Below are 22,133 nucleotides of genomic sequence, written 5' to 3' on the forward strand. Positions count from 1 at the left end.
CATGCGGCGATTACTGACGCGACACACGTGCCTGCGCCAGCGAAGGTGTGTGCACGGAAAGACCGCGGGGGCGGGGCAGCCCGTCACCCGCCAGGAGGCCCAGTCGGCGCGAGTGTGGCTGACCAGGGCTCGGGAATCCCAGCTGACCGACACCGCACAGTGTGCGCTGGTCACCGCGGCCCGGGCGCTGCGGGCGGAGTACGGCTTCCCTGAAGAGGTGGTGGCCGAGCCGTCCGAGGAACAACTGGTCATGATGCTGAGCGTGCTTGACCCGGAGTTCGCGCACTGTGTCGTGCTCGGACTGTCGAACCCGGCGTTCAAGACCCTGCCTGCCGCCGTTCTCGTCACGCGCCGTCCGCAGGTGTACTTCGGAGCGGCAGACAGCGAGCCGCCGCCCGATGCCCGGGACATCGGTCCCGCGCTGAGCGTTCCCGCCCCGCCCGCCGAGTCCGACCAGAAAGCGGAAGTCGCCACGATGACGTCGCCGGAGCAACAGGACTTCCGAATCCCTGATGACGGTCGGTTGCGCGCGCTTCGCGACTCCGCCGCCCAACTACGCACCCTAGGTGCAGAGTTGGCGTGCGCGCTGCGCGAGACGGCCCAGCTGTTGAGCGAGGGACGCCACCTGTCGACGCAGGCGTGGACGGCCGACGCGGTGGCCGACTGGCAGCGGCAGCGCACGCTGCTGGCAGGGAGTGTGGCCGAGGCGGGTGGGACCTGGGGCTCGGACTCCGGACATGAGGAACTGGAGGCCGAGTTCGACCGTCTGCAGGTCGAGGCCTCGCAGGCGCGCGAGCGTCGGCTGGAGGAGCTGCGTCGGCGAGAGGCCCAGCTGCAGACGCTGGTCGCCGTGTCGGACGCCGCTGTCGCCGCGCATCTCGAGCAGGCGCTGGAGCAACTCGCCGTACAGATCGCCGACTTGGCGAGTGGTCGGGGTGAGGATGGAGCCTCGGTTGCGGAGCCGGCCGATGAGGAGACCGAACCCCGCCCGGTGACGAGACCGGACACGTCGGCGGACGCGGTCCTTGTGGCAGCTCCCTCCCAGGTCTCCGCGCTGGACGGGCACGGCGTTCCGCCCGCTGAATCCGGTGAGGCGCCCAGCGATGAAGCCGCCGCGGAGGAGCCCGATGTCCTCGGTCCGGACGAGGTGGCCGTCGCCGGGGAGACCGATGCGGGCGGTATCGACGCCGGGGAGGCCGACGCGGGCCCGACCGTCGCCGAGGAGACCCACTCCGGCGTGACCTACGCGGAGGAGACCGTCGCCGAGGAGGCCGACACCGGCCTGACCGCCACCGGCCCGACCGACGCGGGCCCGGCTGTGGCCGCGGAGCCCACGGGCACGCCGGAGGCCGTACCGCAGGGGCCCGCCGCGGCAGCCCCCGCCGTCCCGCCCTCACCGGACACCGCCGCGCAGGACACCTCCCCGCAGCCGCCTGCGGCCCCTGAGGACGCCTTGTCGAGGGCTGCGCACGCCGCCCCGCCCGGCCCGCAGACCGCGGACGTGCCGTGGCCCGTCGGCATGGACCACGCGGCCTGGGACCCTGCGGCTCCCTGGGAGACCGGCCAGGACTCGCCGGTGGCGCGGTTGATCGGTGCAGGGCAGCTGCCGCACGCGTACTGGATGACGGCCGCGTCCCAGGAGCCGGAACCACGCGCCCAGGCGCTGGCCTTCGCCGCCGCGGCCTTCGGCTGTGTCGGCAGCGACGAGGCCACCCAGGTGCAGATCGACTACGACATCACGCCGGAGCGCGTCGCCGAGGACAGGGAGGCGGCGATCGTGGCCACGGTCGCCGCGCTGAGGGCCGGCCTCACCGCAGGCTGGCCGCATGTCCTGATCAGCGACTTCGCTACGCCTTCCGGACTCTCCGAGCCCTGGCAGCAACTGCTCACCGTGCTGGTCACGGCGGTGCGGGACTGCCGGACCTTCGTCCCCGGCGCCATCGGTGACCTGGCGGGCCCGGGGGACACCGTCACCCTGGGCGATCTCGGTGAGGAGGCACGCGCTCTGCTGGAGGACCTGCCCCGCCGGAAGATCAAGTACCAGCGGGCCTCCCGGGTGCTGCAGTACCTGACCGGCCCGTCGGGCGCGCCCCACAAGGCACTCAAGGCGGTGGTCGACTGGTCCCAGGGCGGCGACGCCGCCCCGCTGGCGGTACTCAGCGAGAACATGCGGCGACCGGAGTACGTGGACCGGCTCATCGAGGAGGCCGACAGCCGCTTCCGCACGCCGAAGTTCGAAGGAGGCCATCCATTCCGGTGCACTGCGTCAGCTCCACGCCGCAGTGCGGTCCGTGAGTGAACTGCTGACCAAGGCCGACGCGGTGGCCACAGCGATCCGTAGCCGTGGCGCCGCCCACGGGAGCGACCTGCCTCAACTGGCCACCGCCATCAACCAGCTGGAGTCGTACGGTCCGCCGCCCGGCGTGGGCGGAGCCACGCTGGGCCTGCTGCGAGAGTGGCTCGTCGGTCAGTACGTCGCCGACACCTGGGCGTCGGCGGAACGCACCCCGTCCCACCATGCCCCGTCCGCGGACTGCCTGCTGCTCGCCCCGGACCTCCCCAGGGACATCGACGGACGACCCGACCTCGCCGACCCGCGCACCCCGCGGGCGATGGCCGCGCTCCTCGCGCCCGCGTCACCGGACGCCGCCCTGAGCACCTACGTGGAAACCGGAGACCTGCACCTCGCCAAAGGGCTGATCGCGTGGGTCGAGCGCAACCCGTCCCTCCTGGCGTCCTTGCCGGAGGACTGGGCCGATGAGGCGACCCGTCGCTGCCGTGAGGCGGAGAAGGGCTGGCGCGACCGCACCTCCGAGTACCACCGCCGGGCCGCCGGACACCTTGCCCAGATCCGCACGCTCAACCTGATGGCACCGGACGTCGAACGCGACCTGACCGGCCGGCTCCAGGAGTTCGCAGACGGGGACGAGGCCGGACGCTACCGGTACGCACGCGAGCAGCTGGCCCGGTTGGTGCGGGAACTCGCGGGTCTGGTCAAGGACTCGACCGGGCGCCTGCGGCAGGACCTGGAGCGCCTGCGCCTCGATCGGGAACGTGTTCTGACGGAGAACGACCACGACCGCATCCGGGCGCTCATCGACGAAGGGGACACGGTCACCGCCCAGGAGTTCCTGGCCCTGGCGATCGGGGGGCACAGCCTCCCCGATCGTCCCGAGCACGATGCGACCGAACTCGTCGAGTTCGTGTCGGGGCTCACAGGCCCCGGCATGCCCCGGCCCGGCGGCGAGGGCGTCCATGCCTCGTGGTGGGTCCACAACTACGATTCCGGCGAACGGCTCACAGCCGCGGCGGCGCAGGCACTCGAATCCTGGCAGGCGCTGTGCACCAAGAAGGGCCGCAGCAGCGAATGGCAGCAGCACATCCCGCGCGTACTGCGCCTGCTGGGTCTGGAACCCGCCGGACAGCTCCACTCCGACCGCCCTGGCCAGGGCATCCGCCGGCTCAAGGTCCGCGCGACCGTCGCCGAGGACGCCGGTTACGTCGCGGCCCTCGGATCTCGTGCCACGTCGTACACGATCCTGCTCGTGTGGGAGGAACAGCGTGCGGGCGGCCCGCTGACGCACCTGGAGGACGCCGATGTCGACGCGAACATCGTGCTGTACCTCCATCCGCTGGGCCTGGCCGGCCGGCAGGCGCTCGTCGAGGCGGCCTCCGGACGTGCTCAGCAGGCACTGGTCATCGACCCGGCCGTCTTCGGCTGGATGGTGGCCCGGGCTCCCCGCTCGTTCCGGTCCCTGCAGCGGATCACCCTGCCGTGGACGTCGTTCAACCCGTACACCCCCTTCGTCGCCGGACTGGTACCGCCGGAGGTCTTCTACGGGCGTGACGACGAGCTCCGGGAGGTCATGGACCCCAACGGAGGGCTCTTTCTCTACGGCGGGCGGCAGTTGGGCAAGTCCGCACTGCTCCAGCGGGTGGCCGAGCTGTTCCCCAGCCGGTCGGAGGCCAATGTCGCCGTCTACCTCGACCTGCTCAAGGCCGAGATCGGCCAGGCCGAGCCGCCGGAGCAGATCTGGTCGCTGCTGGCCGAAGGGCTCAAGCGGCGTGGGGTCTTCGACGCGAAGATGTCCGAACGTGGCGGCCCCGACGTGGTGGCCAAGCGGATCCGTGACTGGCTGGACGCGGACGAGTCCCGACGACTGCTGATCCTCGCGGACGAGGCGGACGCCTTCCTCACCGCCGACTCGCGCCGTGTCTTCCGCAGCGGCGGCGAGTCGACGTTCCAGAACGTCAAGCGGTTCCAGCAGCTCATGGAACAGACCAACCGGCGCCTGAAAGTGGTGTTCGCCGGCCTCCACCAGGTGCAGCGCTTCGGCGACCTGTCGAACGTCTCCACCGCCCACGGTGGCCCGGACGTCCTGGTGGGACCGCTCAAGCCGCACGCCGCGGTCAGGCTGGTGACCGAGCCGATGGCCGCCCTGGGCTTCGTCTTCGACCGGCCCGAGCTGGTGTGGCGGATCCTCGCCATCACCAACTACCAGGCCAATCTGGTGCAGATCTTCTGCAGCGAGCTCATTCGGACCCTCCAGGGGCGCGCGCACCCGGAGCCCGAGCGGCCCATGCGGATCACGGAGGAGGACGTCCAGGGCGTCGCCGCTTCCGAGACGGTCCGACGGCGTCTGGCGGAGCGGCTGCGCTTCACCATCAACCTGGAGGACCGCTACCGGGTCCTCACCCTGGTGATCGCCCTGCGCAGCCTCGCCGACAAGTACCGGGGCGACTACACCGCCGAGCAACTGCTCGACCTGGCCCGGGATGCCTGGCCGCAGGGCTTTGACGGCCTGGGTGTGAAGCGTGTCGAGATCTACCTCACCGAAATGGTGGGCCTGGGTCTGCTCGTCCAACTCGGCGACCGGTCCCGGTTCGCGGTGCGCAGCCCCAACGTGGTGAACATGCTGGGGACCCGCGAGGAACTGGAACTGGAGCTCAAGGAGACGGAGTTCAGCCTTCCCTACGACTATGACCCGCGCGCCGCGCGCCGACTCCTGGGACGGGACCCCAAGGACCGTATCCAGCGATACAGCCCTCTGACCGAGGGACAACTGCACGAGGCGGCCCAGCCCGGCGTGACCCTCATCGGAGTGACCGAGTCCTATCGGCCGCCTTTGATGATCAGGGCGGCCGAGGCCTTCGCCGAGGCGCGCGGGGTGGAGGTACGCAAGGTCAAGGCACCCGATGACCTGCGCGTGGCGCTCCGGGACGCCGCGCGGCTGCGGCGCAACTACGTCCTCGTGGCCGACCTGTCCGGCCTGAGCAAACAGGAACTGGCCACCGCGGTGCACCTGTGTGCGGAACACGCCGGACCCGCGGCCGACGTCCGGGGGCGCTCCGCTGTCCGCAAGCACACGGGAAACCGCTCGGTGTTCCTGCTGGGCGACGCGCTCGCGACGGGCGCACTGGCGGACGAGGCACGCGAGGGGACGCGACTGCCGGTGCGGTTCCTGCACCCCGAGCGGTGGACCGTGGACAGCCTCCGCGCCTGGCCCGAATGTCCGTTCGTGTCGAGGGCCGAGCGAACGAGTCTGATCCGGGTGACCGGCGGATGGGCTCCCTGGGTCGAGCTGGCCATCACCGAGGTGTCGGTCAACGGCGCGACCCTGGACAGCTCACTGGACGCCGTGCGCCATGCCATCGCCAAACCGAGAAACCTTGCCGCGCACTGGAAACAGACCGGACTCGACACGCGCGACGAGCAACTCCTCGCCATGTGGACGTCGTACGTCGACGAGGGGCAAGGGGTGCCCCTGGACGACGTGGCGGCGGCGATCGAGCGGCCCCTGGAGGAGGCCAGGCTCTGGCTGGGCCGTCTCGACCTGCTCGGGGTGCTGGACTCCCTGTCTGGGGGACACGCTGTGGACGCCGTCACCTTCCGCGCGGCACGCGCTCGTACGGCCGGAGGGTGACGCGTGGAGCTCAGCGCCCGAGCGCTGTCCGAACTGCCTGGTGTGCGGCGCCAGATCAGCAGGATCGCGGCTGATCTGGCGGCAGGCATTCATTGCCTCTGGCTGCTCCCGGACGACCTGGTCGAGGGAGGCTACGCCGAGGAACTGCACCATGTGGCGCTCTGCGCGGCACCCGATCGCCTCGACATACCGGCACGCTCCGAGTCGGAGACGTTGTCGGTCCCGCCCCTGGAAGTTTTTCCCGAGCAGACAGGCTGGGCCCTGGACGATCTGCCCCTCCTGGAGGACTACGACGACGGGTTCGACCTCGGACGGGAGCCGGTCCTCCCGCGCCAGCGCAGCGCGCCACGACTCACTGATGCACCAGAAGCGCCGGAGTCCGGACTCCTCGCCCGGCTGGCCGAGGAACTGTCCGTGCCTCCCAGGGAGGCCGTCGACACCCTCGTGGACCCCGACCGGCGATGGCGGCCGGTGATCGGCGTCCGGGCATGGGAGGAGTCGGCGGCAAGCGCGGCCTCCGGCGATCCGGAGCAGGAGCGCGGCCGGGAGGTGGCCCGTCTCATCCGCTCGCTCAACGCGGCGGCGAAACAGGCAGGTCTGCCGCCCGAGAACCGTCCCCGGCTGCTGGTGACGGCCCGAGTCGACGACCTTCCGCCCCGGTTTCCCGACGAACTCGAACTCGACCTGGCCACCTCGGCCGTGCACTGGTGGTGGGGGACGGTCGATCGGCTCGACAGCGCGACGGTCGTCTCGGCCGTGGCCGCCGACGCCTCCCGCGACACCCGCCGACGCGGCGAGATGCCTCGCGACCGCATCCTGCGCGCCGTCCGCGACGAGGTGGTGAGCGAGGTGTGCGGGCCCGATCCCGTGCTCGGCTGGCGACTGGCCGGGCGCTGGGACGGCAGCCAAGGCACGCTGGAGGACAGCCTGCGGGCGTGCCTGGACGGCGTGCGGGCGGTCCCGCCGGAGGAGCCCTTGACCGTTCTCTCGGGCGTCGGCTCCGGGCACCGGCCGGCGACCGGGCTGCGCCCGGCCTGGGCACGCGGGCTGCTGCAGGCCTGGGACGGCCGCTCACGCGTCCATCCGGTGGTCTGGTGCGGCGATCGGAGTCGCTCGGACCACTTGAAGATCCTTGTCAGCCAGGCCCAGGCGCGGGTGCTGCTGCCCTGGATCGAGGAGGCTCGCCGGCGTGTGGCATCGCGCGCCCTCTCCGCGGCGACCAGACCCCTGGCCGAGCTGATCGACCGCTATGTCGAGCGGCCTCCGGCCGGATACCGCGCCCGCGCGCAGGAGGTGTTCCGCACCATCGAGGTCGGACCCCTGCTCCGTGCCTGCCGCCAGGGCCACCTCAACCTCCCTGTCGAGGATCGACGGCTGCTGGAGCAGCTCGTCCTGGCCCGGAACGTGTTGTCGCATCGGGGGGTGTTGTTCGACCGCACTCTGCACATCCTGTGCGACGAACTGGCCGGGGCGGATCAGCGCTGGACCGGGGACATGTGAGAAACCGGTGGCACCGCGTCACCGGTCGCCGCTGACGTCAGGCATGTAGGGATCCCACAGCACTGGCTGTCTCCCACTGTCGGTGCCCGAATGCCCTTCGCGGGGGACGGACCGATAGGTTTTCGGAGAAGCCGCCTGTCATCGAGGTTTTCGGGCGGGTGTGTCAGACCCCTATGGAAAGGGTGATCCGTTGAGCCGCTCGGTTCTCGTCACCGGAGGCAACCGGGGCATCGGCCTCGCCATCGCCCGCGCGTTCGCCGACGCCGGCGACAAGGTCGCCATCACGTACCGCTCCGGGGAGCCGCCGGCCGCCCTCACCGAATTGGGCTGCCTGGCGGTCAAGTGCGACATCACCGACCCCGAGCAGGTGGAGCAGGCATACAAGGAGATCGAGGCCGTGCACGGCCCCGTGGAGGTCCTGATCGCCAACGCCGGCGTCACCAAGGACCAGCTCCTGATGCGCATGTCCGAGGAGGACTTCACCTCGGTCATCGACACCAACCTCACGGGCACCTTCCGGGTGGTCAAGCGCGCCAACCGCGGCATGCTGCGGGCCAAGAAGGGGCGCGTCGTCCTCATCTCCTCGGTCGTGGGCCTCTACGGCTCGCCCGGGCAGGCCAACTACGCCGCCTCCAAGGCCGCCCTGGTCGGCTTCGCGCGCTCCCTCGCCCGTGAGCTGGGTTCGCGTGACATCACCTTCAACGTCGTCGCGCCCGGCTTCGTCGACACCGACATGACCAAGGTGCTCACCGACGAGCAGCGCGCGGGCATCGTGAAGCAGGTGCCGCTCGGCCGTTACGCACAGCCCGAGGAGATCGCCGCGACGGTGCGGTTCCTCGCCTCGGACGACGCCTCGTACATCACTGGAGCCGTCATCCCCGTAGACGGCGGACTGGGAATGGGTCACTGATCACCATGAGCGGAATCCTCGAAGGCAAGCGCGTCCTGATCACCGGTGTGCTGATGGAGTCCTCCATCGCCTTCCACACCGCCAAACTGGCCCAGGAGCAGGGCGCGGAGATCATCCTGACCGCGTTCCCGCGGCCCACGCTGACCGAGCGCATCGCCAAGAAGCTCCCCAAGCCGACCAAGGTCATCGAGCTGGACGTCACCAACGACGAGCACCTCGGGCGGCTGGCCGACATCGTCGGCGAGGAGCTGGGCGGCCTCGACGGCGTCGTCCACTCCATCGGTTTCGCCCCGCAGGACGCCCTCGGCGGCAACTTCCTGAACACGCCGTTCGAGTCCGTCGCCACCGCGATGCACGTCTCGGCGTACTCCCTGAAGTCGCTGACCATGGCCTGCCTGCCGCTGATGCAGAACGGCGGCTCGGTCGTCGGCCTCACCTTCGACGCGCAGTACGCCTGGCCGCAGTACGACTGGATGGGCCCGGCCAAGGCCGCCCTGGAGGCCACCAGCCGGTACATGGCGCGTGACCTGGGCAAGCAGAACATCCGCTGCAACCTCGTCTCCGCCGGCCCCCTCGCCTCGATGGCCGCCAAGTCCATCCCGGGCTTCGGCGAGCTGGCCGCGGTGTGGGACGACCGTTCGCCGCTGGAGTGGGACCTCAAGGACCCCGAGCCGGCCGGCCGCGGTGTCGTCGCGCTGCTCAGCGACTGGTTCCCGAAGACCACCGGCGAGATCATCCACGTCGACGGCGGGCTGCACGCGATCGGCGCGTAGCACCGCCGTCCGGCTCCATCGGCATACGCCTGGCTCCACCGGCGTACGAGGGCGCGCATCCATTCGGGTGCGCGCCCTCGCCGTACTCCTCTTCCCGGGGACGATCACTCGTTCGGCCCAGCCGGCGGGGCGCCGGGGCCCGGTGCCCCGCACATTGGAGCTGTACCGCTCAGCCGCTCGGCCTGAGGAGGTCCCCTTGTGCGCGTCTTCCGCAGCATCGCCCCGGCGGTCCTCGCCCTCGCCCTGGCTCTCCTCCCCGCCCTCCCGTCCGAGGCGCGTCCGGCCGACAGGCCCGACCCGTTCGGCGCGGCCTGCCGCAGCACCGTCACCGGCTCCCGGGTGACGGCGCACTGCTACAACCCCTACGCCTCCGTCGACCGCGTCCGGCTGCACATCGAGTGCGCGCGCTGGTGGGACATCGACAGCGACAGCGCCGCCGTCGCGGCGGGACCGGCGCAGACCGTGCGGCTCGCCGGGCGCTGCTGGAAGGAGGTCCGCTCGGTGTGGTTCAGCCATCGGCGGGGGGAGGGCTGACCCGCCCCGGGCGGCAGTGGAAGGGGTACCCGGCCGCCTCCGCCGCCGCGGTCGCGGTGTCGCCCGCGCGGATGGCGTCCACCAGCCGGGAGTGGTCCATGTGCGTCTCCGGCCTCAGCTCCTCGCCCACGTCACCGCGCAGCCAGTCCCGCAGGACCTCGCCCAGGTCCGCGTAGACCGTCGTGACGACGTCGTTGTGGGAGGCGGCCACGACCGCCATGTGGAAGGTCGCGTCGGCGGCCACGAACGCCTCCGCGTCGCCCGAGGCCCACGCCTCCTCCCGGCGCACGAGGAGCGCGTCCAGCTGCTTGAGGTCCTTCTCGGTGCGCCGCTCGGCGGCGAGCCCGGCGGCGCTCGACTCCAGGGCGGAGCGCAGCTCGGCGATGTGGGTCGGGTCGGCGCCGGCGAAGCGGCGGTGCATCACGCCCGCGAGTTCGCTGGTGGCGACGACATAGGTGCCGGAGCCCTGGCGGATGTCGAGCAGCCCGTTGTGCGCGAGCGCGCGGACGGCCTCGCGGACCGTGTTCCGGGCGACGCCCAGCTGTTCGACCAGTTCGGGCTCGGTGGGGATGCGGGAGCCGACCGGCCACTCGCCCGAGGTGATCTGGTTCCGCAGGGCGGCGATGACCTGCTCGGACAGCGCCGATCGGCGGGGATGGCTCAGCGGCATGGCACACCTTCGCACGCGCGGGCCGACCGGGGGAGTCCGACCCATGGACAACCAATCATCCTATGATTCTATGATGGGTGTCATGGCGAGCGAGGAGACCCTGACACCCACACCGGCGGCGGCACCGATACCGGCGGCGACATCGCCGTCGGTACCGGCAGCGGCACGGGGACGTACGACATCCGAACGGGGCGTGCCCGTACGCCCCGCACCGGACGGCGGCCCCGCACCCGAGGGCCCGACGCGCGGTACGCGCGCGTGGACCGCACGGCTGCTGGTCGTCGGCATCGTCCTGACGGCCCTCAACCTCCGCCCCGCCATCACCAGCCTCGGCGCCCTCCTCGAAGAGGCGCGCGCCGGGCTCGGTATGAGCGGCAGCGTCGCCGGCCTCCTCACCTCCGTGCCGCCGCTCTGCTTCGCCGTCTTCGGCGTCATGGCGCCCCGGCTCGCCCGCCGCTTCGGCCCGGCCGCCGTCGTCTGCGCCGGCATGGCCGCGATCGCCGGAGGTCTGCTGCTGCGGCCGTACGCCGGCGGCACGGCGGGCTTCGTGGCCGCGAGCGCCCTCGCCCTGATGGGCATCGCCGTCAGCAACGTCCTGATGCCGGTCATCGTCAAGCGCTGGTTCCCGGACCGGATCGGCACCATGACCGGCCTCTACTCCATGGCCCTCTCCCTCGGCACCGCCACCGCCGCGGCCGTCACCGTGCCCATGACGGCGGCCCTGGGCGGCGGTTGGCAGACCGGCCTCGCGGTGTGGGCCGGCCTCGCGGCGGCCGCGGTGCTGCCCTGGCTGCCCTTCGTCCGCGACCGCTCCCCGCACACGGCCGGGCCGGCCCCCGCGCGCGAGGAGGGGACCGTCCGCGTCACCCGGAGCGGCACCGCCCGGGCACTCGCCGTGTTCTTCGGACTCCAGGCCACCGCCGCCTACATCACGATGGGCTGGATGGCGCAGATCTTCCGGGACGCCGGGGTCCCGGCGGGCGAGGCGGGGCTGCTGCTGGCCGTCACGATGGTGATGGGCGTACCGCTGGCCTTCGTGATCCCCCGGCTCGCCGGCCGGCTGCCGCACCAGGGGCCCATCGTGGTCGGCCTGGGAGTCTGCGGGCTCCTCGGGTACGCCGGCCTGTACGCCGCCCCGGCCGGGGGAGCCTGGGCCTGGGCCGTACTGATCGGCATCGCCAACTGCTCCTTCCCGCTGGCCCTCACCATGGTCGGCATGCGGGCCAGGAGCGGTGCGGGGGTGGCCCAGCTGTCCGCCTTCGCGCAGAGCACCGGGTACCTCATCTCGATCCCCGGCCCGCTCCTGGTCGGCGTCCTCTACCAGCACAGCGGCGGCTGGGGGCTGCCCCTCGCCCTCATGGCCGCCCTGATGATCCCGCAGATGGCGGCGGGCCTCCTCGCGGGCCGGAACCGGGTCGTCGAGGACGAGGCGGCCCGCTGACGCGCCCCCGGCGGCCCCGCCCGGGACCCGGGGTGCGAGACTGGGCCCATGCCAGTGCTCGACCCGAACCCCCAGAACGGCCAGAAGAAGATGCTCCTGGTCTTCGGCTCGTTCCTCGCCATCTTCGTCGTCATCGGGATCATCGCCGCCCTCGCGTCACCGTGACCCCGCCGCGGGGTGGGGTTAACCCCCCGTCCCCTAGGGGGTGAGTCTCAGGGTGAAGTGGGTGGATCACCTGATGGGCCGGACCGCTCGCGGTCCGTAACGTCGAGATGTGGCCGCAGGGGACCCGCGAGGGCCCACGGAGGACCGGGCCACGAGGACTCCCAGACCACGGAGGCGGCATGTCGGCCCGTACGCACACCCGGCCCCACCCGGCGCCCGCAGCCGGTGTCGACTTCCGGCTCCCCTGGTGGGCGCTCGCCCTGCCCGCCCTCGGCTTCGTCACCCTCCTGCTGATGATCCTCAACCCCGCCCAGGCCCAGGCGGCGGGCGGCGATCCCGCGATCACCCACCTCCTGGAGCTCATACGCCAGGTGCTGCCGGGCCACGCGCGGTGACGACCGACCGGCCCACCGGAATCACCAGTACCGGTGCCGGGTATCCGCACTTCAACTCCCTGCGCCCCATGGCCTGTTTCGTGCGAAGCTGGGACGCATGAGCGTCGCAGAATCCCGCAGGATCGTCCTCTTCCGGCATGCGAAGGCCGACTGGCCACAGGTCTCCGACCACGAGCGGCCGCTCGCCGACCGGGGCCGCACGGACGCCGCCGTCGCCGGGCGCAAGCTGGCCGACTCCGGCATCCCCCTCGACCTTGCCCTCTGCTCCACCGCCGTCAGAACCCGCGAGACCTGGAAGCTGGCCGTCCACGAACTGCCCGAGCGGCCGAAAACGGTCTACGAGGAGCGGATCTACGAGGCCTCGCCCGGCGAGCTGATCGCCCTGCTCAACGAGACCCCGGACGACGCCCGGAACGTGGTCCTGATCGGACACAACCCCGGGATCCAGAGCCTCGCCGACATCCTCGCGGGCAGCGCCGAGGGCGACACCCGCACGCGCCTGAACCGCCACGGATTCCCCGCCGCCGCCTTCGCGGTGCTCTCCTTCGAGGGCGCCTGGAAGAGCCTGGAGCCGGGCGTCGCCACCCTCGCCGACTACTGGGCGCCGACGGAGTAACCCCGCCCCGGCAGCCCACCGGCACCCGGCAACACGGCACCCGGCAACACCGCACACGGCACGACCGAGGCCCGGCACCCCTTCGGTGCCGGGCCTCCGTGCCGCATACGCCCCACTACTCGTCGTGCGTGTCCGCCGCCTCGACCTCTTCGCGGGTCACGCCGAGGAGGTACAGCACGGTGTCGAGGAAGGGGAAGTTCACCGCGGTGTGCGCGGCCTCGCGGACCACCGGCTTGGCGTTGAAGGCGACCCCCAGCCCGGCCGCGTTCAGCATGTCGAGGTCGTTGGCGCCGTCACCGATCGCCACGGTCTGGGCCAGCGGCACCCCCGCCTCGGCGGCGAACCGGCGCAGCAGCCGCGCCTTGCCCGCCCGGTCCACGACCTCCCCGACCACCCGGCCGGTGAGCCTGCCGTCCACGATCTCCAAGGTGTTGGCCTGCGCGAAGTCGAGCCCCAGCCGCTCCTTGAGATCGTCCGTGACCTGGGTGAACCCGCCCGAGACGACACCGACCTGGAAACCCAGCCGCTTCAGCGTGCGGATCAGCGTGCGCGCCCCCGGCGTGAGCCGCACCTCGCTGCGCACCTTCTCCACCACCGAGGCGTCCAAGCCCTCCAGCAGCGCCACGCGCGCGTGCAGCGACTGCTCGAAGTCCAGCTCGCCGCGCATCGCGGCCTCGGTCACCTCGGCGACCTCCTTCTCACACCCGGCGTGCGCGGCGAAGAGCTCGATCACCTCGTCCTGGATGAGGGTGGAGTCCACGTCCATGACCACCAGCCGCTGCGCCCGCCGGTGCAGCCCCGCCGCGACCACGGCCACGTCCACGCCCAGCGCCACCGACTCGGTGACCAGCGCGGTCCGCAGCGTCTCCGGCTCCGTACCGGAGACCGCGAACTCGACGGCCGTCACCGGGTACTTGGCGAGCCGGAAGATACGGTCGATGTTGCCGCCGGTCGCCGTGATCCGGGCGGCGATGCGGGCGGTGGACTCGGCGGTCAGCGGGTGGCCCAGCACCGTGACGTGCGAGCGGCCGAGTCCGCGGGGACGGTTGTCGCCCAGACCGGAGATGATCTCCGCCTGCATCCTCATCGACTCCGCCCAGCTGTGGACGGTCGCCCGCAGGTCGCCCTCCTGCCCGGCGGGCGGCTCGGTCACGAGCGCGCACAGCACGATCCGGCCACGGGTGACGACCTGCTCGATGTCGACCACGTCGACGGAGTACGCGGCGAGGGTGTCGAACAGCCCGGCGGTGATGCCCGGCCGGTCCTTGCCGAAGATCTTGACGAGGAGAGTGGGGACGTCAGAGGAGATCTGCGAAGCGCTCATGATGTTCCCACCGTATCCGGCGTCCCGTGCCTTTTGCCCCTGAGGTCCGCCCAGCGGACGGAGAACACTGGGTTACGGTCGGTCGACGCCCGCCCGGATCGTGTACGACACCCAGGGAGCGCCCGCCCGGACCACTCCCGTCGCCGGCATCTCACCGGCCCCGGGGCCCCTGGGGCCCCCGTGACGGAGGCGGCGGAGGCGGCGGCCCCTCCTCCGGTGGTGGTGGCGGGGCGGGCCAGACGCTCGACCCCGACCCCGACCCTGCTCCTGATCCCGGCCGCTGCCCGGGCCGTCGCGGCGGGGGTGTGAACCGCCGCGCCACCGTGGGCGCCCCGTACACATCGGGCGGCGCCCCCGGACCTCCGGCACCGCTCTCGCCCCCGCCCGGCCCCCACGCCTCCCGGGCCTCCCGCGCCCCTCTCGTCTCCCGCGTCTCGCGCAACTCCTCCGGCAGCCGCAGATAAGGATTGGTGTCGGGGTTGGGCGGCCGGTACGGCATGCCCGGCGTGTACGGTCCCGAGAGGGAGGCCGCCCCCGCGGCCGCTGAGCCCCCGGCCCGCCCGGCACCGGCGTCCCCGCGCGCCCACGGCGTGGCCCGCAGCCCCGCGGTGCGCGTCGCGCAGGCCAGCGACGCCCCGACGGCCCCCGCACCCGCGCCCCACAGCGCGCCCAGCACCAGCGCCGCCGCGGCCTGCCCGCGCAGCTCGACGCCCGCGTCGAACGCGTCGATGCCGAACAGACCCAGCGAGGCGTCCACCGACACCTCCGTCAGCCGTACGAGCAGCGGCAGCGCCACCGCCGTCGCGAGGCCCAGCCGAAGAGCGCAGTTCCCCACGAAGCCGAGGACGCCCCCGCCCCGTACATCCGCACCCGACCCGTCACCGGCAGCGGCGGCAGCGGTCCGCCGTACGAAAGGCGTACGGACGGCGGTGAGGACTCCCGCGTACACCATCATCAGCGCGGCCGCGAGGCCCAACAGCCAGACTCTGTCGTCCAGTTCGGCGAGGCGGCCGAGCGTGACGGGTTCGCCCGCGTCGACGCGCAGCAGCTCGTCGAGCGGGTCGGGCAGGAGGGTGGCGAGCGCGCCGGTGGCCCTGCCGTCAAAGGGGACGAGGAGGCCGAGGGGGACGCCCAGCCAGACGCCGTTGGGCGCGCCGAGGAGGGCCGCGCCGGCGATCCGTCGCGGATGCGGGTCGCCGGTCGCCGCGTACGCCGCCGCCGCGAGCCCGGCCAGGACCGCCACCAGCAGCACGGAGACCACGGCGGACACGGCGGGCCGTACGACGCGGTGCAGCGCGTCCAGGGCGGGCGGCAGCGGGGTGTGCCGCGAGGCCGCCAGGGCGACGAGCAGCACGCAAGCGCACCAGGTCAGGCCGCCGAGGAGGGTCGGCACGGCGTCGACGGTGAAGCCGACATGGGCCCGCGCGTCGGCCAGGTCGCCCAGCCGGTCCGGCAGCAGACCGCCGCCGATGTCCCCGATGTCGCCGAGCCCGGGGATCCCCACGTCGTCGAGGGCGCCGCCGCCCGGCAGCGCGCCGTCGAGCCCCAGACGGTCACCGTCGAGGGTGACGACGGCGTGCCCGGCCCAGGCCAGCCCGCCCATCAGCGCCACGAAGAGCGCGAGCACCGCCGTTGCCCGCGCGAGGAGTTCGCCGGCGGTGACGACAACTCCCGCGCCCCGCAGGGACCGCAGGAAGAACCAGGCCAGCAGCAGTGCTCCCACCAGCGAGACACCCAGTGGCGTGATCTCGATGGAGGTGGTGGCCTGCGCGCCTTCCAGGCCGAAGACGGACACGTCGCCGGACGGGGTCACCGACCCACCTGCCCCCAGCGCCACGACCGCCGCTGTCATGGGCCCGAGTTCGCCCGCGGTGTCGGCCTCCAGCAGATGCAGGCCGAGCGCCGCCGTACCCGCCATTCCGATCAACGCCCAGCTCACGGAGGCGATCGCGGAGAACACGACGTCCCCCCACGGCACCCCGCCGCCCCGGCCGGCATTTCGGTCGCTCATGGTCGGACCCCCCGATCCGCATCGCGGCGTTGGACCGCCGATGTCCCTCTCGCGTGGGATTACCACTCTCCGGCCCGGTTTCAACCCCGTCAACGGGACCGGCCGACGACCCCCGTACGCACTCTTCACAAGGCCCGACTTTCGGTCAGGGGGCCGAGCCTGAAATAGTTCCCCCCGATGTTCGACATCCCTAGACTCCCTGTGACGGGGGTAATTCGGGGGACAACTCAGTGGGGCATGGAGTGCCGGAACTCGTACTGGAATTGAACGGACAAACCTGGACGCTCGATCCGTCCAGGGCATATACCCTCGGACGTGATCCGCAGGGAGACATCGTGTTCGACGACGCCAGGGTGTCCTGGCGTCACGCCACGATCAGCTTCAGCGGCCGTGGTTGGGTGATCGAGGACCACGGCAGCACCAACGGCACCTTCGCGCAGGGGCAGCGGATCCACCAGCTGGAGATCGGTCCCGGCTCGGCCGTGCACCTGGGCAACGCGACCGACGGCCCGAGACTCAGCCTCTCCGGCACCGCCGCGTCCGTGGCGCAGCCCCAGCAGCAGCCTTACGCGGCGCAGGGCGCGAACGCCGGATACGCCGGCCAGCAGGCCCCGCAGCAGCAGGCTCCGCAGGCGGGCTGGCAGCAGCCGCAGGCACAGGTCCCGCACCAGCAGGGCCCCGGTGGTGGCGCGGGGGCGCCGCCGGTCTACGGCGACCGCAGCCCGACCACGTTCCACCACCTGTCGCTCGGCCGGGTCATGCGCATCGGCCGTGCGCTGGAGAACGAGCTGGTGGTCTCCGACCTCCAGGTCTCGCGCAACCACGCCGAGTTCCACGCGACGCCCGACGGGCGCTTCGAGATCCGCGACCTCGGTTCGCACAACGGCACGTTCGTCAACGGTATGCCGATCGCCAAGGGCGGAACGGCCCTCCTCGGCCCGAACGACATCGTCGGCGTCGGCCACTCGACGTTCCGTATCGTCGGCGACCGCCTGGAAGAGTTCGTCGACACCGGTGACGTCTCCTTCTCCGCGCGCCATCTGACGGTCACCGTCGACGGCGGCAAGCAGATCCTGAAGGACGTCTCCTTCGGTGTCCCGGAGAAGTCGCTGATCGCGGTCATCGGCCCCTCCGGCTCCGGCAAGTCCACCCTGCTGAAGGCGCTCACGGGCTACCGCCCGGCCAACCAGGGCGACGTCCTCTACGACAACCGGAACCTGTACAAGCAGTTCGCCGAGCTGCGGCAGCGCATCGGTCTGGTCCCGCAGGACGACATCCTGCACAAGGAGCTGACCGTCAAGAAGGCCCTCAAGTACGCGGCCAAGCTGCGCTTCCCGGCCGACACCACGGCCGCCGAGCGTGACGCCCGCATCGACGAGGTGCTGCGCGAGCTGAAGCTCGACATTCACAAGGACAAGAAGGTCACCTCGCTCTCCGGAGGCCAGCGCAAGCGCGTCTCGGTCGCCCTGGAGCTGCTGACCAAGCCGTCGCTGATCTTCCTGGACGAGCCGACCTCCGGTCTGGACCCGGGCATGGACCGCGACGTCATGCAGCTGCTGCGCGGCCTCGCCGACGACGGCCGCACGGTCCTGGTGGTCACCCACTCGGTCGCCGAGCTGGCGATCTGCGACAAGCTCCTGGTGATGGCTCCGGGCGGCTCGGTGGCGTACTTCGGTCCGCCCGAGGAGGCGCTGAACTTCTTCGGCTACGAGACCTGGGCCGACGTCTTCTCCGCCTTCGAGAACTACCGCGACTACGACTGGGCGGGCCGCTGGAAGGGCTCGCAGCACTACCAGATGTACGCCGCGGACATCGACGCCGTCGCCCCGCAGTCGGTGCACATGCCGCCGCCGCAGGCGATGCGCCCGCCGAAGCCGCAGAGCTGGATGTCACAGCTCGGCACCCTGGTCCGGCGCTATGTCTCCGTCATCGCCTCCGACAAGGGCTTCCTGGCGCTGACGGTGATCCTGCCGGCCGTGCTCGGCGCGGTGAGCCTGCTCATCGACCCGGACAAGGACCTGCTGGTGCGGGGGGTGAACAAGGCGACCGGCCTGCCCATCCCCAACGGCACGGCCACCACGGTGCTGCTGATCCTGGCGGTCGGCGCGTGCTTCGCGGGCGCCGCCAACTCCGTCCGAGAGCTGATCAAGGAACGGGTGATCTACGAGCGGGAGCGGGCCACCGGTCTGTCGCGCTCGGCGTACCTGATGTCCAAGGTGATCGTCCTGGGCGCGGTCACGGTGTTCCAGGGCGCCATGGTCGGCGCGATCGGGTTCTCCAGCCGGACCATCCCGGACGAGTCCCTGATCTTCGGCGAGGGCAAGGTCGCCGTCATGCTCGAAATGTCGATCCCGATCATGGGGCTCGGCTTCACGTCCATGATGTTCGGCCTGGTCATCTCCTCGCTGGTGAAGACCGCCGAGAAGACCATGCCGCTGCTGGTGATGTTCGCGATCGTCCAGGTCGTCTTCACCGGCTGCCTCTTCGCCCTGCACGGCAGCCCCGGCGTCAACGAGTTCTCGTACCTGATGCCCTCGCGCTGGGCGGTCGCCGCCGCCGGTGCCACGCTGGACTTCAACAACATCAGCCCGCCGAAGGAGGCGGGGGACACCGACCCGCTGTGGAACCACACGGTCGGCGCCTACAGTCTGGACATGATCGCTCTCATCGTGCTCGGCGTGATCTGCGGAGTCCTCGTGGCCCGCTTCCTGCGCCGCCACGAGCCGGAGGTCATGCGGAAGTGACCGGCGGCCACTGACGAACGAGGGGCGGCACCCGCACCGGGTGCCGCCCTTCCACGTTCTCAGAGGTCCCGCGCGGGCCTCAGTACGCGCTGTTGACGTTGTCGATCGAGCCGTAGCGGTGGGCGGCGTAGTTCGCGGCGGCCGTCAGGTTGGCGACCGGGTCGTACTGGCTCTTCTTCGTACCCGGGACGTGGTAGGCGTCGAAGGTCGGCTTGATGACCTGCAGCAGACCGATCGACGGGACGCCGTTCTGGGCGTTGATGTCCCAGTTGTTGATGGCGTTCGGGTTGCCCGAGGACTCCCGCATGATGTTCTTGTGCAGGCCGTGGTACGTGCCCGGGATCTTGTGCTTCTTCATGATGTCGAGCGCCTCGCGGATCCAGCCGTCGAGGTTGTTCGGGTACGACTTGGCGGCGGCCTTGGCGATCTTGGCGCGCTGGGCGGCCCGGCTCGCGGCCTCCTTCTTGGCGCGTTCCTGGGCGGCCTTCTTCTGCGCGGCGGCCACGGCGGCCTTCTTGTCGGCGTCGGCGGCCTGGTTCGTGACGCTGACCTTCGCGGCTTGGGCCGGGTTCTGGCTGAACGCCGCCGGAGCCGCGGACACGGTCTGCGTGGCGGTCTGAGCCTCGGCCGGCACCAGCGAGAACGCGAGGGCGGCGACACCGAAGGTGGCCACACCGGCGAGCGAGAGCTTGTGGGTCTTGGTCAGCGCGAGACTGTGGCCGGGGTTCTTGGCGTTCTTGAGCATGAGTGAGGGACCTCTTCGAATAGCGCGGAGGTCGCTCTCGTGCCGGGTGGGGACATTGCTGTTCCAGCACAAACGCCGCGGGGCGACCCGCGGCGTCGAGCGACAGCAGCAATTCTTAGCGGCCGCAAAATCGTGTGGCAAAGGTGTGACGTACGATGCTGCTTAGTTGAACCGGAAAGGGCAAAACGGGACAGACCAACGCGTCCTTCCCGCTCAAACCGCCCTTATCCCTCTCCTAGGCAGGTTCGTACGTGATGCGCACCCTATGGGCGGGCTCACACGGCCTCGCCCCGCGCTTCACGGGCAGTTGCTGTCGCAATGCGCTCCGTGAGGGCCGTGCACGGGCGGGATCCCCGGCAGGACGAGGTGCACGTCCCCGAACTCGTGCCACAGATAACGCCCCTCGACCGCCGCCTCGTACGCACGGTCGATCGCCGGCCGCCCGGCGACCGCCTCCAGCATCAGCAGATGCGACGCCTCCGGCTCGTGCAGCCCGGTCAGCAGCCCGTCCACCACCCGCACCCCGCGCTCCGGCGTCACCACCAAATCCGTCCAGCCGTCCCGGGCCCGTACGACACCGTCGGACCCCGCCGCCGACTCCACGGCCCGCACCGCCGTCGTCCCCACGGCGATCACCCGCCGGCCGCCCGCCCTCGCCGCGTTGACCAGCCGCGCCGACGCCTCGGGCACCGTGAACCGCTCCGGATACGGCGGCTCGTGCGCCTCCGCCGACGCCACCCCGGTGTGCAGCGTGACCGGCGCGAACTGCACCCCCCGGCTCACCAGCTCCGCCACCATGCGCGCCGTGAACGGCCGCCCCGCACTCGGCATCTCGGCGCTGCCCGCCCCGTCCCGCGACGGCAACGCGAACACCGTCTGGTAGACGGACAACGGCTGGTCCCGCTCCGTATAGGAGTACCGGATGGGCCGCCCGTGCTCCCGCAGCACCTCGGCGACGGCCTCCGAGGCCGCCGAGGGCCCCGGCGACGCGGAGGACGCGGCGGACTCCGGCGACGGCAGCAGCACCCTGGCCCACCACAGCCGCTCGCCGCGCGCGCTCAGCGGCTCCTCCAGGACGAGCCACACGTCACACGGGAGCCGCACCCGCGTCCCCGCCGGACCGCCCGCGCGCACGCGCGTGGTGCCGCGCCCGTCCGGATCCCGCAGCTCCACCGCCCACCGCCCGTCGTCGCCCCGTGTGGAGAAATGCACCACCACGCGCGCGTCCCCGACCGTCCCGTCCACCGCCGCCGCCAGCGTCGGCGAGGTGTTGACCACCAGCAGGTCCCCCGCCCCCAGCAGCCGCGGCAGCGCCGCGAACGCGTGGTGCGACACCTCCGTGCCCCGCGAGACCATCAGCCGTACGCCGTCCCGGTCGAGCCCCGGACCGCGCTGCTCGGCGGGCACCCGCGCGTGCAGCCCCTCCGGCACCCGTACCGCCGCCGTCGTCATCGCCCCTCCAGCAGGGACGGAGCCGCGTGGCGGCCACTGACCGGCCGCTCGTCCAGCAGCCGCAGAAACGCCGGCACCACACTCTCCGGGCTCGGCCGCGGGTCGTCGTCGTCCGGTACGGCCGCCGCGTACAGATCCGTGCCCATGTCCCCGGGATCGACGGCCCACACCCGAAGCCCCGGCTCCTCCTCGGCCAGCACCGCCGACAGCTGGTCGAGCGCCGCCTTCGAGGCCCCGTACCCGCCCCACGTCCCGTACGCCTCGACCGCCGCGTCCGAACTGACGTCGATCACCGAGCCCGCCCCCGACGCCCGCAGCAGCGGCAGCGCCTCCTGGACCAGCCCCAGCGCCGCGACCACATTGACCTCCAGGGCCCGCCGCAGCCCGTCCAGGGCCAGCTCCTCCAGCCGTACGAGCGGCTCGGCACCCAGCGCGCTCGCGTTGTTCACCAGCAGGTCCACCCCGCCCAGCGCCCGGGCCGCCGCCACCAGCCCGGCCCGGTGACCCGCGTCGGTCACGTCGCCCGGCAGTGCCTCCACCCGCGTCCCGTACGCCGACAGCTCCGCCGCCGCCTCCTTCAGGGCCCCGGGGGTCCTGGCGTCCAGCACCAGATCCCAGCCGCGCTCCGCCAGCGCCGCGCCCAGCGCCCGGCCCAGCCCCTTCGAAGCCCCCGTGATGATCGCTACGGGCATGACATCCGTCCCCTCGTCCTCGGCCGCCACCCGACCCGGGCGGCGGTGATCCCAACGTAGGAACGGGACCGGTCCCGCCGCCTCGTGCGCGGGCCGCAGAGCACCGGGGCCCTTCGCCCTAGGCCGCCGGCCCGACCCCCGGGACCTAGGCACGGTCGTAGGACCGCGGCCTAGGTCCGAGGCCCCGCAGGAGACCCCCGGCGGTCCGATCCGCGGTGCCGGACCCCGCCGGTACGG

The 22,133-nt window shown here is 71.9% G+C and carries 17 protein-coding genes; 11 read left to right on the top strand and 6 right to left on the bottom strand.

The window, feature by feature from the left end; all coding sequences use genetic code 11:
* Positions 1 to 49: 49 nt before the first annotated feature.
* The 6 genes from PYR72_RS37270 (at position 50) to PYR72_RS37295 (ending at position 9,641) form a co-directional block, all read left to right on the top strand.
* The gene (locus PYR72_RS37270; RefSeq protein WP_275459386.1) at positions 50 to 2,299 is read left to right on the top strand and encodes a hypothetical protein; all 2,250 of its coding nucleotides are present in this window, start codon (positions 50 to 52) and stop codon (positions 2,297 to 2,299) included.
* The gene (locus tag PYR72_RS37275) at positions 2,292 to 5,924 is read left to right on the top strand and encodes a hypothetical protein (protein WP_275459387.1); all 3,633 of its coding nucleotides are present in this window, start codon (positions 2,292 to 2,294) and stop codon (positions 5,922 to 5,924) included. The genes PYR72_RS37270 and PYR72_RS37275 overlap by 8 nt, the downstream gene beginning before the upstream one ends.
* A gap of 3 nt (positions 5,925 to 5,927) precedes the next feature.
* Positions 5,928 to 7,424: a hypothetical protein gene (locus PYR72_RS37280; protein ID WP_275459388.1), complete on the top strand. Its 1,497-nt coding sequence runs from the start codon at positions 5,928 to 5,930 to the stop codon at positions 7,422 to 7,424.
* Between the two features lie 190 nt (positions 7,425 to 7,614).
* A complete protein-coding gene (fabG, locus tag PYR72_RS37285; protein ID WP_059079451.1) occupies positions 7,615 to 8,334 on the top strand; it encodes a 3-oxoacyl-[acyl-carrier-protein] reductase in 720 nt (239 codons plus the stop codon).
* Positions 8,335 to 8,339: 5 nt separating this feature from the next.
* Positions 8,340 to 9,107 carry an enoyl-ACP reductase FabI gene (gene fabI / locus PYR72_RS37290; protein WP_275459389.1) on the top strand — a complete coding sequence of 256 codons (768 nt, stop codon included), beginning with the start codon at positions 8,340 to 8,342 and terminating at the stop codon, positions 9,105 to 9,107.
* A gap of 198 nt (positions 9,108 to 9,305) precedes the next feature.
* The gene (locus PYR72_RS37295; RefSeq protein WP_275459390.1) at positions 9,306 to 9,641 is read left to right on the top strand and encodes a hypothetical protein; all 336 of its coding nucleotides are present in this window, start codon (positions 9,306 to 9,308) and stop codon (positions 9,639 to 9,641) included.
* On the opposite strand, the gene PYR72_RS37300 is transcribed toward PYR72_RS37295, so the two are convergent.
* On the bottom strand, positions 9,616 to 10,311 hold the full coding sequence (locus PYR72_RS37300) for a FadR/GntR family transcriptional regulator (protein ID WP_275459391.1): 696 nt from the start codon (positions 10,309 to 10,311) through the stop codon (positions 9,616 to 9,618). The two genes, PYR72_RS37295 and PYR72_RS37300, sit on opposite strands and share 26 nt — an antisense overlap.
* Positions 10,312 to 10,381: 70 nt before the next feature.
* Here PYR72_RS37300 and PYR72_RS37305 point away from each other — a divergent pair, with 70 nt between their 5' ends.
* From PYR72_RS37305 to PYR72_RS37320, 4 genes are all read left to right on the top strand, one after another.
* Entirely contained in the window at positions 10,382 to 11,752 is a 1,371-nt protein-coding gene (locus PYR72_RS37305) for an MFS transporter (RefSeq protein WP_275459392.1), read from the top strand.
* A 48-nt stretch (positions 11,753 to 11,800) separates the two neighbouring features.
* A complete protein-coding gene (locus PYR72_RS37310) occupies positions 11,801 to 11,917 on the top strand; it encodes an SGM_5486 family transporter-associated protein (protein ID WP_275459393.1) in 117 nt (38 codons plus the stop codon).
* Between the two features lie 179 nt (positions 11,918 to 12,096).
* Complete coding sequence (locus PYR72_RS37315) at positions 12,097 to 12,312, top strand: hypothetical protein (RefSeq protein ID WP_275459394.1); 216 nt, start codon at positions 12,097 to 12,099, stop codon at positions 12,310 to 12,312.
* A gap of 97 nt (positions 12,313 to 12,409) precedes the next feature.
* Positions 12,410 to 12,928 (top strand): histidine phosphatase family protein, encoded by a 519-nt coding sequence (locus PYR72_RS37320; RefSeq protein WP_275459395.1) that lies wholly within the window; start codon positions 12,410 to 12,412, stop codon positions 12,926 to 12,928.
* Positions 12,929 to 13,043: 115 nt separating this feature from the next.
* Here the strand turns inward: PYR72_RS37320 and serB are convergent, their stop codons facing one another.
* Together serB and PYR72_RS37330 are read right to left on the bottom strand one after the other, a co-directional pair.
* Positions 13,044 to 14,252 carry a phosphoserine phosphatase SerB gene (serB, locus tag PYR72_RS37325; RefSeq protein WP_275459396.1) on the bottom strand — a complete coding sequence of 403 codons (1,209 nt, stop codon included), beginning with the start codon at positions 14,250 to 14,252 and terminating at the stop codon, positions 13,044 to 13,046.
* 151 nt (positions 14,253 to 14,403) lie between these two features.
* A complete protein-coding gene (locus PYR72_RS37330) occupies positions 14,404 to 16,263 on the bottom strand; it encodes a streptophobe family protein (RefSeq protein WP_275459397.1) in 1,860 nt (619 codons plus the stop codon).
* A 242-nt stretch (positions 16,264 to 16,505) separates the two neighbouring features.
* Here PYR72_RS37330 and PYR72_RS37335 point away from each other — a divergent pair, with 242 nt between their 5' ends.
* Positions 16,506 to 19,007 carry an FHA domain-containing protein gene (locus PYR72_RS37335; RefSeq protein WP_275459398.1) on the top strand — a complete coding sequence of 834 codons (2,502 nt, stop codon included), beginning with the start codon at positions 16,506 to 16,508 and terminating at the stop codon, positions 19,005 to 19,007.
* Positions 19,008 to 19,086: 79 nt separating this feature from the next.
* Here the strand turns inward: PYR72_RS37335 and PYR72_RS37340 are convergent, their stop codons facing one another.
* The 3 genes from PYR72_RS37340 to PYR72_RS37350 all read right to left on the bottom strand — a co-directional run bounded on the left by PYR72_RS37340 (position 19,087) and on the right by PYR72_RS37350 (position 21,896).
* A complete protein-coding gene (locus PYR72_RS37340; protein ID WP_275459399.1) occupies positions 19,087 to 19,752 on the bottom strand; it encodes a transglycosylase SLT domain-containing protein in 666 nt (221 codons plus the stop codon).
* A 297-nt stretch (positions 19,753 to 20,049) separates the two neighbouring features.
* Entirely contained in the window at positions 20,050 to 21,204 is a 1,155-nt protein-coding gene (locus tag PYR72_RS37345) for an S-adenosylmethionine:tRNA ribosyltransferase-isomerase (RefSeq protein ID WP_275459400.1), read from the bottom strand.
* Positions 21,201 to 21,896: an SDR family NAD(P)-dependent oxidoreductase gene (locus PYR72_RS37350; RefSeq protein ID WP_275459401.1), complete on the bottom strand. Its 696-nt coding sequence runs from the start codon at positions 21,894 to 21,896 to the stop codon at positions 21,201 to 21,203. Before PYR72_RS37350 ends, PYR72_RS37345 begins: the two co-directional genes overlap by 4 nt.
* Positions 21,897 to 22,133: the final 237 nt, after the last annotated feature.

This window comes from Streptomyces sp. VNUA24, from assembly GCF_029167005.1.
Classification (GTDB): domain Bacteria; phylum Actinomycetota; class Actinomycetes; order Streptomycetales; family Streptomycetaceae; genus Streptomyces; species Streptomyces scabiei.

Coding starts and splice junctions, on each gene's coding strand:
- PYR72_RS37340 (WP_275459399.1), bottom strand. CDS start 19,752: ATGCTCAAGAACGCCAAGAACCCCGGCCACAGTCTCGCGCTGACCAAG.
- PYR72_RS37320 (WP_275459395.1), top strand. CDS start 12,410: ATGAGCGTCGCAGAATCCCGCAGGATCGTCCTCTTCCGGCATGCGAAG.
- PYR72_RS37300 (WP_275459391.1), bottom strand. CDS start 10,311: ATGCCGCTGAGCCATCCCCGCCGATCGGCGCTGTCCGAGCAGGTCATC.
- PYR72_RS37315 (WP_275459394.1), top strand. CDS start 12,097: ATGTCGGCCCGTACGCACACCCGGCCCCACCCGGCGCCCGCAGCCGGT.
- fabI (WP_275459389.1), top strand. CDS start 8,340: ATGAGCGGAATCCTCGAAGGCAAGCGCGTCCTGATCACCGGTGTGCTG.
- PYR72_RS37305 (WP_275459392.1), top strand. CDS start 10,382: ATGATGGGTGTCATGGCGAGCGAGGAGACCCTGACACCCACACCGGCG.
- PYR72_RS37350 (WP_275459401.1), bottom strand. CDS start 21,896: ATGCCCGTAGCGATCATCACGGGGGCTTCGAAGGGGCTGGGCCGGGCG.
- serB (WP_275459396.1), bottom strand. CDS start 14,252: ATGAGCGCTTCGCAGATCTCCTCTGACGTCCCCACTCTCCTCGTCAAG.
- PYR72_RS37345 (WP_275459400.1), bottom strand. CDS start 21,204: ATGACGACGGCGGCGGTACGGGTGCCGGAGGGGCTGCACGCGCGGGTG.
- PYR72_RS37330 (WP_275459397.1), bottom strand. CDS start 16,263: ATGAGCGACCGAAATGCCGGCCGGGGCGGCGGGGTGCCGTGGGGGGAC.
- PYR72_RS37310 (WP_275459393.1), top strand. CDS start 11,801: ATGCCAGTGCTCGACCCGAACCCCCAGAACGGCCAGAAGAAGATGCTC.